This is a genomic window from Acinetobacter sp. S54 (assembly GCF_016624945.1).
Taxonomy (GTDB): domain Bacteria; phylum Pseudomonadota; class Gammaproteobacteria; order Pseudomonadales; family Moraxellaceae; genus Acinetobacter.
In genome coordinates, this window is the sequence record NZ_JACVUI010000005.1 from 87,055 (window position 1) to 102,994 (window position 15,940).

12 protein-coding genes are annotated in these 15,940 nt (G+C 36.4%); 11 read left to right on the plus strand and 1 reads right to left on the minus strand.

The features are described 5' to 3' along the window. Window positions 1-517: 517 nt before the first annotated feature. From IAE20_RS09790 to IAE20_RS09800, 3 genes are all read left to right on the plus strand, one after another. Complete coding sequence (locus tag IAE20_RS09790) at window positions 518-982, plus strand: hypothetical protein (RefSeq protein ID WP_200482517.1); 465 nt, start codon at window positions 518-520, stop codon at window positions 980-982. Between the two features lie 178 nt (window positions 983-1,160). After that, window positions 1,161-2,387 (plus strand): iron-sulfur cluster carrier protein ApbC, encoded by a 1,227-nt coding sequence (gene apbC / locus IAE20_RS09795; RefSeq protein WP_200461002.1) that lies wholly within the window; start codon window positions 1,161-1,163, stop codon window positions 2,385-2,387. An 86-nt stretch (window positions 2,388-2,473) separates the two neighbouring features. Then, the gene (locus tag IAE20_RS09800; RefSeq protein ID WP_413784492.1) at window positions 2,474-3,376 is read left to right on the plus strand and encodes a 5'-methylthioadenosine/S-adenosylhomocysteine nucleosidase; all 903 of its coding nucleotides are present in this window, start codon (window positions 2,474-2,476) and stop codon (window positions 3,374-3,376) included. A gap of 3 nt (window positions 3,377-3,379) precedes the next feature. Here the strand turns inward: IAE20_RS09800 and IAE20_RS09805 are convergent, their stop codons facing one another. Beyond that, the gene (locus tag IAE20_RS09805; protein WP_200461004.1) at window positions 3,380-3,961 is read right to left on the minus strand and encodes a DUF2062 domain-containing protein; all 582 of its coding nucleotides are present in this window, start codon (window positions 3,959-3,961) and stop codon (window positions 3,380-3,382) included. Between the two features lie 457 nt (window positions 3,962-4,418). Between IAE20_RS09805 and IAE20_RS09810 the strand changes: the two genes are divergently transcribed. From IAE20_RS09810 to IAE20_RS09845, 8 genes are all read left to right on the plus strand, one after another. Continuing rightward, window positions 4,419-5,012, plus strand: coding sequence for a LysE family translocator (locus IAE20_RS09810; protein WP_200461005.1), 594 nt, complete (start codon window positions 4,419-4,421; stop codon window positions 5,010-5,012). A gap of 101 nt (window positions 5,013-5,113) precedes the next feature. Further along, window positions 5,114-5,683, plus strand: coding sequence for a dCTP deaminase (dcd, locus tag IAE20_RS09815; RefSeq protein WP_200461006.1), 570 nt, complete (start codon window positions 5,114-5,116; stop codon window positions 5,681-5,683). 262 nt (window positions 5,684-5,945) lie between these two features. Continuing rightward, window positions 5,946-7,499, plus strand: a complete 1,554-nt coding sequence (locus IAE20_RS09820; RefSeq protein WP_200461007.1) for a hypothetical protein — start codon at window positions 5,946-5,948, stop codon at window positions 7,497-7,499. Window positions 7,500-8,305: 806 nt separating this feature from the next. Further along, the gene (locus tag IAE20_RS09825; RefSeq protein WP_200461008.1) at window positions 8,306-9,694 is read left to right on the plus strand and encodes a hypothetical protein; all 1,389 of its coding nucleotides are present in this window, start codon (window positions 8,306-8,308) and stop codon (window positions 9,692-9,694) included. A 213-nt stretch (window positions 9,695-9,907) separates the two neighbouring features. After that, the gene (locus tag IAE20_RS09830; protein ID WP_200461009.1) at window positions 9,908-11,209 is read left to right on the plus strand and encodes a hypothetical protein; all 1,302 of its coding nucleotides are present in this window, start codon (window positions 9,908-9,910) and stop codon (window positions 11,207-11,209) included. A gap of 258 nt (window positions 11,210-11,467) precedes the next feature. After that, window positions 11,468-12,883 carry a hypothetical protein gene (locus IAE20_RS09835; RefSeq protein ID WP_200461010.1) on the plus strand — a complete coding sequence of 472 codons (1,416 nt, stop codon included), beginning with the start codon at window positions 11,468-11,470 and terminating at the stop codon, window positions 12,881-12,883. An 11-nt stretch (window positions 12,884-12,894) separates the two neighbouring features. Then, window positions 12,895-13,539, plus strand: a complete 645-nt coding sequence (locus IAE20_RS09840; RefSeq protein WP_200461011.1) for a hypothetical protein — start codon at window positions 12,895-12,897, stop codon at window positions 13,537-13,539. A 40-nt stretch (window positions 13,540-13,579) separates the two neighbouring features. Beyond that, entirely contained in the window at window positions 13,580-15,937 is a 2,358-nt protein-coding gene (locus IAE20_RS09845; RefSeq protein ID WP_413784493.1) for a DUF6160 family protein, read from the plus strand. The last annotated feature ends 3 nt before the right edge of the window (window positions 15,938-15,940 follow it).

The window sequence follows — 15,940 nt, forward strand, 5'->3', positions numbered from 1 at the left end:
AGGGAGTTAAAATGGAAATATTTACTTTTGAGCTAAAATAAGTTTTTTAATCTCAACTGCTTTTCAAAGTAACTTAATGGGTAGTTTTTGATCCATTATTCTGCTGCTTCCATCCATCATTCTGAATCGTGGTTTTTATGGTTAAAAAATGCCGAAAAAGCCAGACAGATATTTTCCCTTTTTAGTCATTTTTTCATCACTCAAGTGGATAATTTTTTTTCTTAATGACAGTCGTATAGCGGATCGGTACTCACGGTTTTAAGTTCTAAATATTTTAACTGATAAGTGAATATTCTATTGTAAAAATGACTAAATCGAACCGATAAGATTTTAAGCTTTGTATGCATTATTTATACTCGAAAAAGCTTAGATACATCCTGTATGTGCTTTGTTTCAAATTGCAGTTTTCACTTAAAAAAAATCTAAACCCATGTATAACTAAATTAGATTCAATCACATTGAACCGTGCAACTGAGCATGTTCCTAAAATTTTAAAATCAACAATGAGGGCGAAATAATGACAACTGAAAATAAACTCGATGATTTAAAAGCCAAAGCAAGTGAGCTTGGTGATGAAGCTAAATACAAAGCGCAAGAAGCGAAAATCGAAGGTGAAAAAGCGTTGGACAATCTTAAGCATAAAGCCGAAGAAGCTAAACTGAAAGGCGAAAAAGCGTTGGATGACTTAAAAAATGATGCATCTGAACACTATGCTGAAAATAAAGCCTCCACCGATGAAAAGATTGATCAGGCTAAAAACAAATGGGATGAGACCAAACAGGATGCTCAGGAAAAATATGATCAGTTTAAAACGGAAGCTAGTCATAAACTAGATGAAGCTAAATTGAAAGCGAATGAACTTAAACATGATGCTGCGGAAAAGTTTGATGAATTAAAAGCTCAGGCTAGCCACAAATTTGATGAGCTTAAAAAAAGTGCAACTGATGTGCTTCACAAAATTAAGGGCGACGATAAAACCTAATGTTCGTCTATCTCCCACATGACGAAATTGTCTTAAATAACTGCTCATATTGATATGGGCAGTTTGTTTATAAAATATTTATTCAAACCATATCAGTAAAATCAAGTACGCGCCTATAAAATAATACTGCTAAACTATCAGTCGTTCAGTTTAAAATTCCATATATGGAGTAAAATATATGTCGTGGCTTTCTTCATTAAAATCAGCTTTTTCACCTGCGCAAGAGGTAAAAGAAGAAGAAATCCAGACCATTTTACAGCACTACCAGCTTCCACAATCTGAATACTTTCTTAAAGATCGAATTACGCAGGTCAATGTTGAAGGTCGTATATTACAGTTAACGATTAATACCTATCCGCAAGAAGCTGATCATCTACAACAAATCCATGATGATCTTGCGGCTGCATTATACAAATGTGGAATCGAAGAACTGAATTTACATGTTATCCAGCAAAAATCAGCGAAGTTGGGACAGGATCAATCACACAATACTCATAACTTCGCCCCAGCTACACACTTACCTCCAGTTGTTGATGCTTCTGCCCAAATCACAAATGATCCGAATAATCCACCTATTCAAAAAGCTGCACCTAAACAGCGTGATGTCGCTGCGCATCCGCGTATTAAGAATGTGATTGTCGTATCGTCTGGTAAGGGTGGGGTAGGAAAATCAACGACAACAGTAAATCTTGCATTAGCTTTACAGCAACGAGGGCTTAAAGTTGGGGTTTTGGATGCCGATATTTATGGGCCTAGCATTCCAACTATGTTGGGCAATGCTGGCAAAACTCCTATGATTGAAAATGAACATTTTGTTCCGTTAGATGCTTATGGTATGGCGGTACTTTCAATTGGCCATCTTACAGGTGACCATAATACACCTGTGGCATGGCGTGGGCCAAAAGCGACTGGGGCATTGATGCAATTGTTCAACCAAACCTTATGGCCAGATCTGGATGTATTGGTTATTGATATGCCACCGGGTACTGGCGATATTCAACTCACACTGGCACAACGTATTCCTGTGACGGGTGCAGTGATTGTCACTACACCACAAAATGTTGCACTTATGGATGCAACCAAGGGTATCGAATTGTTTAACCGAGTGAATATTCCTGTTTTGGGCGTAATTGAAAATATGTCGACCCATATTTGTTCAAATTGTGGTTATGAAGAACAAATCTTTGGGGTAGGGGGGGGGGATAAACTGTCTGCTCAATATCACATTCCTCTATTGGGTCGATTACCTTTAAATGTGCAAATTCGTGAAAATGCAGATATTGGTAAACCGAGTGTCATTGCAATGGATGATACGGCTGAGAGTTATATCAAAATCGCAGATGCAGTGTGGCAGCAGCTACAAAAACAACCCCAACGTCAGCGTGATGATAAACGAATTTTTTAAGCACCCTTATTCAAAAGCCTGAAAACATAAGATTTCAGGCTTTATTTTAGATATAAATACAACACATTTTTAAGATATAGCATGGTATGAGAATTGCTAAATATTTATCGAATAAAAATATTTCGGAAAAATCCTTTAAAAATGCGCCCTGCTGCGATTTTATATGTTTTCCTCTCACCAAGCTGTGTAAGAAAGGATATTCGGTTATGAATCATCATAAACTAGAACAACAATTAGCACCGATTATTATTCAGGGAGCCTTACCCGTCGAATCCGAACGTATGGCATCCAAACTAAATAATGTTTTGATTGAAACCATCGGTGGTTGGACGTTTTGGCGAGGAAGTTATCAAGGTTATCCTATGATTATTTCTAAAACACGGATGGGCATGAGCAACTCTGCTGCTGCAACGGCGATTGCCATAGAACGTTATCATCCAATTGCGATCATTAATCAGGGAACATCGGGGGGACATGATCCTAAATTAAATGTTTACGACATTGTTTTAGGCAAATATTCCATCAATATCGGCGCATTTAAAACGCCATCGAAACTTGTTGGAAAGGGATCAAGCACACTTGACTGGATTGAAGCATTTGACGTATTGCCTGAAGATGAAACGGATCCAGAACCCATTGCCATTCGTAGGTTTGAGGCAGATCCTAAATTAATGGCAGCGGCTCATCGTATTCAACATTTTTACACCAAAGGTAAAGTGGTTGAAGGAACGATTGGTTCAGCTGATGTCTGGAATAGTGAACTCGATCGTATCCATTTTTTTTATAATCACTATGGAACGTCTGTTGAAGAAATGGAAGCTGCATCAGTGGCACAAATTGCCAGTCAATTTAAAGTTCCATTTATGAGTATTCGAGTGGTATCCAATCATATGGTCAATCAAGGAGGATACGATGTAGGGACCGGAGAAGCGTGTCAGGATTTTGTACTACAGGTCGCCGAAGAATATATGAAAAGCCAATATCAATAAAAATTAAGATGTGGTCTTGTGATGGGTAATCGATAAAGATTTAACGTGATTTGTCTTACGTTTTTTCCAATGACGGTAGACACTTAAACGCCAAAAAATTTCAGTGAGAAGATATAAAAGCACAGCGACAACAAAAGCTTCTATAACTAACCCGGACATTAAAATTTTGGCAAGACTCAGATCAATATGACCATGCCCAAAGTGTTTGACCCAATTACAAATCTGGTGTAATACGCCCAACATCATTTCTTTATTGATCATGTGTACATGAAAAATTTGTGAGCCAATCCAAAAACCAATATACAAAATCGGGACAAGAGTAAAAGGATTACTTAGCCAGGCCAGTGCCAAGCCTAAAGGTAAATTTACTTCAAAATATAAAATAGCGGCTACAATAAAAATGCTATGAAATGGAATAGGCAGTAATCCAAAAAATGTTCCAATAAAGACTGCTTTAGCAATGGATTTGCGATTGACATACCAAAGCACAGGATTTAAGGTTTTTTGACCAAAAATCCGCATAAATTTCAGGCTGGAGACTTTCTGTGGAGAAGGAAGCCAGGATTGAAAAAATTGCTTTGCCATAGACTGATGTTCGGAGAATGTTGCCTGTGTATATCTTATAAATCAATGAACTAGATTGATTATAAGTTTCTAATACAGACATAGTGAGAGTGAAAACTTAGCCAAAGCTTAAAACAAGATTTAAGTATGGGTTAAAAAGAAAACACTAAAGACTGATGGTTATAAATTACGCCTTAACCTGTCCGAAGTCAATTCCCTATATATGTTAGGCCTTTGTGCCAAAATTCAAGATTAAAAAATAAGCGTATTGCTATCATGTACTTAGACTGTTTTACATTAAAAGTTAATCGAAAGGATTTCTCATAAAATATTGACTCCGCAGTCTAATCAATTAATTACGTGATTTTATAATCTTTTTAAAAATTTCTGATTATTTTTTCAAAGGCTTATTCAAGTTTATTTTGCTTCTTTCAACAGTTTGGATTAGTCTGGCGAAATTACATGGTGAGGTCATTTTATGATTTCATGGATTTTTGTCGGCCTTGTGGCTGCACTGCTTCTCACTCCCGGCCCAACTAATACTTTATTGGCATCATCTGGTATACAGATGGGCGTGCGTCGTTCAATTAAACTTATTCCAGCTGAAGCCATTGGTTATATTATTGCAATCAGCACGTGGGGGATGATGATTGATCATGTCGCCAAAACATTTGCACTTTTGCCCACGATCTTAAAACTTTTAAGCGCATTTTATATCTTGTATCTTGCGATTAAATTATGGCGCACTGCTGATATCGAATTAAATTTAAATCAGCCTACAATTCGTCCCCGCGAGTTATTCTGCGCAACTTTATTGAATCCTAAAGCTTTGTTATTTGCTTCGGCTATTTTTCCAGCCAGTGCATGGATAAATATGCAAACGTATTTAGTTCATATTTTGGCTTTTTTAGCTATGATTTTACCGATTGCAGTATTCTGGATTTTTATTGGTTCTTTGCTTGCATCTAATAAAATTTATTGGCTTAATGCCCGTAACTTACAGCGTACGGCGTCTTTGGTTCTCGTTAGCTTTTCTATTCCACTAAGTTATTCTGCAATTTTAAAGTTTTAAATTTGCTGTCAATACGTTGTTCATTTCATCGAATGATTTTCATTAGAGTTGAATTACGTTAAAGTAGCCGACAGTAAAATCTTAAGTATTGGGATAAACAAATGGCAATTAAGTCTGATCGCTGGATTCGCGAGATGAGCGAAAAACACGGCATGATTGAACCGTATGCTGAAAATCAGGTTCGTTTTAATAAACAAGGCGAAAAACTGATCTCCTATGGCGTGTCAAGCTATGGGTACGACGTGCGTTGCGCTCCTGAGTTTAAAGTTTTTACCAACGTTCATTCTGCCATTGTTGATCCAAAAAACTTTGATGAAAAGAGTTTTATCGATATTGAGTCAGATGTTTGCATCATTCCTCCGAATTCTTTTGCGTTGGCGCGTACTGTTGAGTATTTCCGCATTCCTCGCAATGTATTAACCATTTGTTTAGGTAAATCGACTTACGCACGTTGCGGAATCATTGTAAACGTAACTCCACTAGAACCTGAGTGGGAAGGTCATGTAACTCTTGAATTTTCTAATACCACCAATTTACCTGCACGTATTTATGCAGGAGAAGGTGTAGCGCAAATGCTATTTTTTGAAAGTGATGAAGTCTGTGAAACGTCATATAAAGATCGTGGTGGCAAATATCAGGGGCAAGTGGGCGTGACGCTGCCAAAAGCTTAAATCAAAACTTTGTGTAAAAACGGCTTAATTTAAGCCGTTTTTTTATTTTCAATAAGCAACATTTTTATTAGTCCAGTTGCATAACTTTCGTAACAAACCGATGAATGATGGATTTTTTTAGGTTTTTATGTTGTAAAATAGTTAAAAATATTTGTGTTTTAATGTGTAGAGATATTTATTGTCATTGAGATACACATACTATTTTTTGAATAAGTAAATAAAAACAAATTGTTATATTGTTTTAAAGGATATGGATATCGGTATGACAAAATTTATATCTCTACTGCTTGCTGTATGTGCAACTGCTAGTGTTGGTAGTTTACATGCAGCTAGTGGTCTGATCACAATGTCTGATTCAGAACTTGCAGCTACAGAAGGTCAGGCTTTAATGAGCTTATCTTATATTGCTCCAAATGATAGTACGAATCTGGAGAAAATAAGAGACAGTAGTAGCAATATTGGTTTCTATAGATTGGGAATGGAAGCAAAAGTTGAGCTAAATGCAAATATTGCTAATCTACAATTAGGTTGTGGCGGCGCAAATGGTGCCAATACTTGTGATATCGACATCAAAAACGTTTCACTTAGTGGTTTAAATGATGGCACCGTAGCAAGTGGCACTCAATTGGGTAGCCCTACTTTTACAAATCCCCGTGCATCAACGAGTGCACAAATTACAAATCCTTTTTTTGAATTTGCTATAAAAAATCCACAAACTGCTTCCACGCGTCAAATGGTTGGTTTCCGTTTGAGTGCTGAAGCTATAGAGGGCTTATTAAGTCTTGGATTGGATAATAACAATTCGTTGTCTTCTACGGATGGTATTCAAAGTTTGAGTGGTTATTTACAGTTAGCTGCGTTAAAAGGGGAAGTGTCAACACAAGCGTCAACTTTTGGTGCAGCGGGTAGTGATGGGTGTGCGGCAAAAGTGGGAGGGGCAAATGGAACATGTCAAGCAATTGCAGGTAAGTTGGACTTAGGGGTCTTTGGTTCACGTGATTTTGTTAGTTATACATCTGCTCATACTAGTGATACGCAAGGTATTTCGGTACCCAGCATGACAGTGCCATTTACTAAAAATACGACTTCAGTTATTACAGGCAATCGTATGACAGCAGCGATAGTTAATAATATTAATGTCGCTATCTCTAGTATTCCCTTAGATTGTGCACGTTCAGATCGAGCAAGTGCTGCCGCTTGTGGTAATGTCGCAACAAGTAGTTATGTAAATCAATTAGGCGTGGATTTGATTGATTATGCAGCTTATTCAGCAGGACAAAGTGTATCTCCTAATGGTGACAGTTCGAGCTGTGTGAGAATTATTATATGCTTCGTGTCTACTGCGAAATTTAAGATGGCTTCGGGCTCTAGTTTAAATGGCTTAAATTTAAACGTAACTTTTGCTGAAGCATTAAATATGTTTCATAATATTCCACTTAGAGGAACCGGAGGTTATTTAGCATTACAGAGTCAGGTCTTGCGTTGGCCTGGGGCAAATAGTGATGATATTGCACAAAAAGGGTGGTGGTTGTCTTTTAAAGATCCGATTGATTTAGGTTATTTGACCTCTACAAATAAAGCAGATATTTCGGCTGTATTACCGCAGGTTGCAGGTTTTGTAACTCAGGCGCTAATGACTGGATCTGATATTTCTGTTGATTTTGGTCAGGCTTTGGGAGCTGTTGCAAATAGCCCAATTGAAAAGAAACTCAATATTGATGTAAGTAGTCAAACTGCAAATCTTACTTTAAATAACTTACAATTAACCTCCCAATATATAAAAAGCAACTGCTATGGTAGTCTAAAATTTTGTTAGATTATTGCTCGAGATTTTAGCTAAGTGCTTGCTCTAAATGAGAATGTGTTATCAATATACAAGCTAAAGTATAAAAAAATGTTTTTTCTTTAGCTTGTCACATTTGAAAAAATCTTAAATGATAAATTAAGAAAAATTTTTGTGTATTTAAATTATATAACAATTATTTAGCTTATTATTTTAAATATTTTCTGTACTCATGCTGTCAGTGTTAGTACATTTAAAGAGATTTGATTTTATAAAATGATATAATCTTTTTATGTTTTATGGAATTAATTTCATGATTAAGTACTTAATACCAAAGATATTTTGATAATTTTATGTTTTTAAGAATTAAATACTTAACTAGAGTTGATTAATTTTATCGAAAAACTTGAGTTATTTGATTTAATAAATGAACAGTTGAAAAATTTTAGTGTATTTAAATTACAGTGTATTATTAATGTTACTGAGTGAAAGTGATAAAATAAAATTTTAGCGTATATAGGAGTAAATCTGATAGGTGGATACATAGTTTAAATATTGATTTTTATTAATTTAATTTCTTATAAAATTTCTATAAGTAATAATATTTCTAAAATAAATTAATGAGTAAAGCGATTCTAGTAGCATAAAATTCCATTCTTCTATTTATTTTGATTGTATTTGCTATCAGTAATTTTAGTATGTTTGATTAAATAGGAGCTCAACTTTATAAGTTGTTTGGTTGGTTATTTAAAAATAAAAGTATGATTACTTTTATAAAAAACAAAAAGTAATGGATATAAAAGTTGATACTTTTATAAGGATGTAAGAGGAATTATAACATGCAGAATTACCAACTTCGGTTTTTTGTTTTGGGTATTTTAGTGTGGTTTGCTTTAAGTACTCAGGCAAAATCGGAAGTAACATTAGTTCCTATGGACGATAGTGAACTTGCTCAAATACAAGGGCAGGCATTAATGAATTTATCTTATATTGCTCCTACCGACCCGGCAAACCTAGAAAGAAAACGTGACCCCAATAGTAACATCGGCTTTTATAAACTTGGACTTGAAGCTGATCTGGAATTGAACGTTAATATTAAGAAACTTCAATTAGGGTGTGGGGGAGCAAATGGGGCAGGTAATTGTGACATTGATATTGATAATTTAAGTTTAAGTGGCTTGGGAAACTCTGCAACTTCTAATACAGATACAGCTATTGATCGTAACGCAAGAGCAGGATCTTCAGCGGTTTTAACTAATCCATTTATCCAATTTGCCATTAAAAACCCCAATACTGCTGCAACACGACAAGTTGTAGGAATTAATTTGAGTGCTGAAAAAGCGATAGGACTCATTACATTTGGTACAGAAAATACAGGGCAACCGAATGGTATTAATTCTTTAAGCGGTTACATGCAAGTTGCTCCTACAACAGGAACTGCTTTAGTAAACGGTTATGGAACTAGTCTTGTAAGTGGAGAAGAAGCAAGGGGACAACTTAAACAGTCCGATGGTTATAATGCAATTAGTGGTAATGCTTGCTGTCTTTTATTTGCAGGTAATTTACCGTTTAAAACCACAAGTTATAATTTAAATCTTAGAGATCAAGAGACAGGAAGTAATATTTTAAAAGGAGATTTGATTCTGAAACAGCAACCTATTACGGGTAAACGTATTAATACTGCTGTTCTACAGGCTTCAGCAGTTGTGCATAATATTGACTTATCCGGAAATATTGTTGCTCAGGTCGCAGGTCTATTAAATTTGAATAAGCAAGCAACTGGAACAATTAAAAATTTAACAGTTGATGCTACGATAAATGAAGGGCTGGGCTTTTTTCATAAGGCAAGTTTAAATGGAACAGCAGCTTCACTATCTTTACAATCTCAAGATATCCAATGGACTCAAGGGGTTTCTGTTGCTCAAAAAGGATGGTGGTTAGAGTTCTCTAATCCAATTGACATTGGAAAAATTGACCCGTCGCTTAAAGTTGATATTCCCCAATCTACATTAAATGAAGTTATGACTCAGGTAGGTGACTATTTAACGAACAAGCAACCCGTCGATTGTGGTGCGATACTGGCCATCAATTGTTTAGCTGGAAATACTATTCCTGTCGGTACGGTTGATTTAGAACATGCACCGCATGCGAGTATGACTTTAAATAATCTACAATTGGCTAAACAAGGCTTTACTCCCAATTGTTATGGAAATTTAAAATTCTGCTAATTTTGTAAAATCACGGGCTGTATTTAACGTTCATCGGTCTTCATTCTTTCTCCATCATATTTGTTTTTTTGTGAATCAATGTATCTAGTTTTTGTTTGGTCATTTAATCTTGAATTGATTGTTAAATGTACGGCTATGAGTCGAAAAAACTCATAGAGTACTATTCTTCTTCAAATGACAGGCAAGTCAAATGAGTTACAAGGAAATCTCAAGATGAAGAAAAATAAAAACCAGAGAGCAATCACGCTCTCTTTTCTGTCTTTCAGTCTACTTTCTTTTTTTTCATATACTCATGCCGCTATTGTTTCTTTAAATGATGGAGAAATGAGGAATATAGAAGGGCAAGGATTGATGACACTTTCCTATATTTCCCCAACAGATTCACAAAATCAGAATACAGGGAGTAATATTGGCTTTTATAAATTAGGGATGGAAGCTCAGGTTGATTTAAATGCGAATATCAAAAAATTACAATTAGGCTGTGGCGGCGTAAATGGTGCGGGTGCATGTGATATTGATATTGATTATCTAAGTCTAAGCGGAGTAGCCGATACAAGTACAGGCAGGGCAAGTTCATCCGCTACCATTACTAATCCGTTTATTCAATTTGCCATTAAGAATCCGAATTCAGCTTCTACACGTGAGGTGGCTGGATTTCGTTTAAGTGCTGAATCTATACAAGGATTACTTACTTTTGGCTTGGAAAATGGAGACGCTAAAAGTGGCATAAACTCCTTTAGTGGCTATATGGTTACAAAGGATACCACTGGTACTGTAAGCACAGGTGCTGTAAATTCAGGATTAACTCAAAGTAGTTTAAATCAGGCAATTACTGGTAAAATTAAAAGTTCAAGTGGTCTTATTACTGCTGATTTCACTTCTTCAAATTATAATCTAACTTTAAGCTCGGCCTCGGGTTCTCTTTCGCTTCCTTCTCAAGTTATAACGGGTAAACGCATTACAAGTGCAAATTTAACAGGTACTGCCGTTGTAAGTGGTATTCAGTTAGGTGGAACGGTCGATGCAGATGCGAAAGTCTATGGTTTTATACCTATTTCAATTTCAGGTACATTAAGCGGCACCGTAAATAATTTAGGTGTTAACGTAGCTGTAAGTGAAGATTTGGGATATTTTCATAAAGTAAATTTGAACGGAACTGCAGCATCATTATCCATGCAGAAGCAAAATTTAATTTGGCCTGATGCTAAATCCACCGCTCAGACAGGATGGTGGTTAGAGCTCTCAAACCCAATTGATATTGGGGATGTTACGCCTGCTAACACTGTCACTATTACTTCGGATGTAGTAAAACAGACATTAAGTCAAGTCAGCAATTATTTAACAAATAATCCAATTAACTGCGGAGTTCTTGCGACAAGTTGTTTGGCTGGTACCATTAATACAGGCGCAGTTAATTTATCAAACTCCTCTGCTGTATCAATGGGATTGACAAATTTGGTGCTTGCAAATCAGACTTTTACGCCTAACTGTTATGGTAGTTTAAAATTTTGTTAAGTCATTTTATTTAATTTTTCATATCTAAAAAAAGCCAATCATTTATAGCAAATGGTTGGCTTTTTAATATTTTCATTTGTCGGAAAAGTTTTTTTTTACATGTTTTTTTTTGCATTTGCGTAATTAATGCGCATAATAGAAATTGAGTAAAAGTTGGCAAAAGATGCCAATATTTTTCTCTTAAGCTTGGATTGCTTAAGTTAAAGGATTTTATAGAAAAAGAAATATGGTGCGGAGCATCGTATAAAAGGATGGTCAATGATGACGGCAATTACTTATACGGTAAATTTAAAGAAAACCGTTCTAGCAAGTGTAATAGGCTTATGTTTAAGCCAATCTTGTTTTGCGTTGCAAGAAATTTCTGATGAAAATCTAAGTCAAACTACAGGTGAAGGAATTGCCTTATTACCTACTGATTTTTCTTTCCAATTAAATGGTGCAACGAGTACTACCAGTACATCTATATCAAAAACGGATATTTCTGATAACAGTAATCCAGGCACCGGTTACTTGCATATTGTGCCTGTAGGTCCTTTGAGCTCCACCATACAGACTTATAACCAGACAGCAGCCAACAAGATAGGTAAAGCGGATATTTATCTATATGGTTTAGCATTATCCAAGAATGATAATAATGTAAATACGCGCTATAGCGGAACCAATATTTCAAGCTGGGGTACAGCGGCAAATCCATGGATTTTAAAAGTATTAACAGCATCCAATATTCCTAATTTTGCAGGAACAAATAAAAATGTAAGTTATCTTACTTATGAAGCACCTTTGTATGATAGTAGCGGTACGAGTGATGATTATAATCTCAAATTAGGTTTATGGGCGGACGCATTTGTTCGGGATCCAAGTAAAGTAGAAGGGAATGCCGCAGAATTTTGTCTAAATGGTTCTGCGGATTGTAAGACTAATAGCACAAATATGCGGGCGAATAGAATTCGTTTACAAGGTGTGTGGAATGGTTTAAGTGTCAATGGTAGTAATCTAAAATTATTCCAAACGCTCGATGGTTCTACAGTCACTAGTTATAATAATACGTTGGGTCTAGCTGCTTTATTAAGATTTAATACTTTAAGTTCCATAACTACAAGTGGCACTACACAAAAAAATACCACCAATGATAATGGTGTTTTACGACTCAGTACTCAAGAAACTACTGCAAGCCCAAATTTAAATAATTTATTAAATACCCCGGCAATAGATGGTGGTGTGGTTCCTATTTTTAACTCATTGGAAGGCCTATATTTATATAATGCACATATAAACTTGGCATTGGGGAGCTTATACCAACCTGTGATTTTAGGTGTGGCTGATGATGGGAAAAATATTGTCTTAGAAGTAACTCGTATACCCAATGTAGCGGCTGTCTATAATCAGATTTATACAGACTATAGCAATACCAGTAGCACGACCTATCTGGGGTCTACTTGTAGTCAATTTGAATGTGGAACTTCGGGTACAACAACCCGTAATCCAACTCACAGCAGTATTACAGTGGGAGATGTGGCATATAGCACCACCACAAAATCAATTACCGCTGATACCTCAGCAACAGCAAAAGGTATTACTTTTAAAGATGGTACTGGTACAGCGGTTAATTTGGGATCCGCTGCAATAGATGGTGTGCTTATTCAGCATATGAAAATTACGACCAAAGGTTTGTAAAGGGGTCAAACATGCAAAAAATTTTATTGAGTTTGGCATTTCTAATTTCATTACAGAGTCATGCTGCACTCGAACAATTGAATAACACCGAATTGCAAAAGATAGAAGGTCAAGCTGGTGCTGATCTTTCTTTAAAAGTTACTTTGAATCAAACATCAACCGGACAGTTTGATTCAACTCTGTGTTCAGATTTGAGATATTGTCGTTTAGCATTAAACTTTAATAACAGAGGAACGGAGGCCGCTGGAAATAGACAATGGCTTGTCTTCAAAGGTGTTCAGGGCACAATTAATATTCAAAAATTAGGGTTGGATGGTGTTGATTTACAATATAACAATAAAAGTGGAGTGGGGGTCGTAAAACCAGCAATCCAGCTGGGCGCAAAATATGACAGTCCTATACTCTTTCGTAATTTTGGCTTTGATACAATGTCCATTGAAACCGATAATGGTACAGGCGATGATAAAGCGGGTTATTTGGCAAATACATCTGGGGGAACTGCTAATGTAAACTCATATTCAAACGGTATATATACTGTTAGTGGATATGACAATGGAAGAGAGGTCGGTTTCACAGGAATGAAACTGACAGGAAACCTTGCATTGAACGGCAAAGTCATGATTTTTAGTTGTGATTCAACTCATCCACGTTGTTGAGTAAAAAATAAAAAAAGGGAGTTTGAAAATGACAGCTAAAATGGATAGACAAAAAAAATTTCTCTTGAAGGTTCTTACCTGTAGCATTTTATTTTCTATGCAAAATAGTTATGCCATGCAAGCAATGAATGATAGCGATATGCGAGCAGTTGATGGGCAGGATGGGATAGTAGCCGAAGTTGGTTATGGTTCAGTTGGATTTGATCAGATTTATTGGGATGATAAAACAGGAAGTTCTACAGCAGCCAGTACACAAGATAGCTTAAGAGCGAGTTTAACTGGCGTTAAAATAACGTCCGCAAACCCTTCCCAGCCTAATATCACGCTTAAAATGAATGCGGGAAGTTTATCAAATGGCAGTAAAACTGGGCTTGATTTGGACGTTGCTGCTAATTTGGGAACCGTGCAGGCAGACAAATTTACGCTGTGTAAGACATCCGATTCGATGACTACTTGTTCTAATGCGGCATCATTTGGAAAAGTAACTATACAAAACACTGCAAATACCCCATTAACCATGCATATAACCACTGCGGATGGACTATTTAGTAAAACAGGATTTTCTTCACTAGATTTAGGTATTAAAGGTCTAGATATTGGGTTAAGCCAAAAAGATGTAGGTACATCTTATAATGCACTCATTATGAATGATTTTAATTTTAATTTTGGCGCCAAAGGCTACATGTATGTTGACCCAACAGAAGGTCTGGTTTTAAGAACCAATCCTGTTTCAGGAAGTGGTGCAACCGACATTGGTTATGTTGATTTTAAAAGAGATGCAAATGGAAAATCTGGTTTAAATCTAGAATTTATGGTGCAACCGAATGTGGCAAGCAGTGGAACAACTCTCAATGCTAATTCTGCAAAAGGAGTAATACGTGCTGGTGCTAATGGTCGTATGATCAATGGTGTATTGCAGTTACGCGGTACTAAAGACACTGCATCGACTATTTTAGGTGTGACAAATGGTAACTCAATTGCTGGTGATACTGGTCTTGCATTTCGTCTAAATGGTGAATTCACAAGTGATCGTGATAATTTGTCAGGAGTGGAGGCAACGAGTTTGGAATTGGGCGGAGCGGGGAATCAAACCTACGGATTACGATTCGCCAACATTACTCCTTTGTTGACACGTAAAAATATGACAGGTACAGAAACGACTTCTGGAGTCGCGCTAAATAGTGATCATGCTGGTTTAAGCATGGATGGTATATATTTCAATCTAGTAAATGCTAACCAAATTACCCTGCCAACCAATACTGCGCTCACTTCAACTTATTTAGGGAACTCTGTAGATACCAATAGATTAGTGACCGCCGCAGATTATATTCAAACACTCTCGTCTAATAATACCCCTTATACGGTGTTGGCGATACGTGGTATGAATTTTTCAGCATTGTCTCGCCGTGGACAATTTATTTATACGGATGCAAATAGTGTCGTTAATAACGTTTCTGGAACAACACAGTGGGGCTTGGGTCTACCTATTTATAATTTAAATGCTAACTTTGCATTTAGTCCACGTTTAAGTAATGGAGCAACCAGTGGTGATTACTTGGTTGCTTATAATAATGGTGTTATTCAAAAAACAGCAGTCAGTGGTTCTGAACGCATTGGATTTAGTGGTTCTATTAGTACTCAAGGCGTAAGCACAGATGGCTCAAAAACAACGTCAATTATCTTAATTGATGGTGGAAAAAATGCCAACGATAATAATAACCCAACAGATTATTATGTTGGTTTGAGGAACATTGACATGCTACTCAATGGTACAGGTAGTATGGGCTTTGAGAATGGTAGAATTAATGTCAGTATGCCTAAACTGCTTATGGCAATGTCAGCTCAGTTAGCAGCAGGTTATTTACCAGGAGCGAAATATAAGACGTGTCCAACGAGTGGTGGATGCTATGCTTCTTCTGATAGTTTTACCAAAAATTATGATGTATTGGCTGCTATTAAGTTAAGGCTCGCAGGCCAAGCTAACTTTTCCATTATTCCTCTTTCTTTAGCTGCTTCAGACTACAATAGCGATGGCACTCCTAAAGAAGATAAAAATGCACTTAACTTTATCGGTCTATTGGAATTAGATAAAACTCAAAATAACTCAATTCAGCTTGTTGATCCTATCGATGGTTCAACGATGGGTTTGGATAATATTGTTGGCACAGTAGCGTTTGATAATAAAATAGTTGTGAATAGTAATAACGTTGGCTTTAATTTGGGTTTTAACTTTAATCCGAATAAAACTGCCGCTGAGGTTTTTCGTGTTAAGAATGTAGACTTCTATCCTTCAGTGAGCGGAACGGTAGGGAGTGCGCAGCGTTTAGGGGAGCTTGCAATTACAGGTGGACGTTTGACAAGCGAAATGAAAATCACGCCAAGGGATGGGACTTTTTAGGGA

What these genes read in the sequence shown, in the direction of transcription:
- IAE20_RS09790 (WP_200482517.1), top strand. Translation starts at nt 518, where the DNA reads ATGACAACTGAAAATAAACTCGATGATTTAAAAGCCAAAGCAAGTGAG.
- apbC (WP_200461002.1), top strand. Translation starts at nt 1,161, where the DNA reads ATGTCGTGGCTTTCTTCATTAAAATCAGCTTTTTCACCTGCGCAAGAG.
- IAE20_RS09800 (WP_413784492.1), top strand. Translation starts at nt 2,474, where the DNA reads ATGAGAATTGCTAAATATTTATCGAATAAAAATATTTCGGAAAAATCC.
- IAE20_RS09805 (WP_200461004.1), bottom strand. Translation starts at nt 3,961, where the DNA reads ATGGCAAAGCAATTTTTTCAATCCTGGCTTCCTTCTCCACAGAAAGTC.
- IAE20_RS09810 (WP_200461005.1), top strand. Translation starts at nt 4,419, where the DNA reads ATGATTTCATGGATTTTTGTCGGCCTTGTGGCTGCACTGCTTCTCACT.
- dcd (WP_200461006.1), top strand. Translation starts at nt 5,114, where the DNA reads ATGGCAATTAAGTCTGATCGCTGGATTCGCGAGATGAGCGAAAAACAC.
- IAE20_RS09820 (WP_200461007.1), top strand. Translation starts at nt 5,946, where the DNA reads ATGACAAAATTTATATCTCTACTGCTTGCTGTATGTGCAACTGCTAGT.
- IAE20_RS09825 (WP_200461008.1), top strand. Translation starts at nt 8,306, where the DNA reads ATGCAGAATTACCAACTTCGGTTTTTTGTTTTGGGTATTTTAGTGTGG.
- IAE20_RS09830 (WP_200461009.1), top strand. Translation starts at nt 9,908, where the DNA reads ATGAAGAAAAATAAAAACCAGAGAGCAATCACGCTCTCTTTTCTGTCT.
- IAE20_RS09835 (WP_200461010.1), top strand. Translation starts at nt 11,468, where the DNA reads ATGATGACGGCAATTACTTATACGGTAAATTTAAAGAAAACCGTTCTA.
- IAE20_RS09840 (WP_200461011.1), top strand. Translation starts at nt 12,895, where the DNA reads ATGCAAAAAATTTTATTGAGTTTGGCATTTCTAATTTCATTACAGAGT.
- IAE20_RS09845 (WP_413784493.1), top strand. Translation starts at nt 13,580, where the DNA reads ATGGATAGACAAAAAAAATTTCTCTTGAAGGTTCTTACCTGTAGCATT.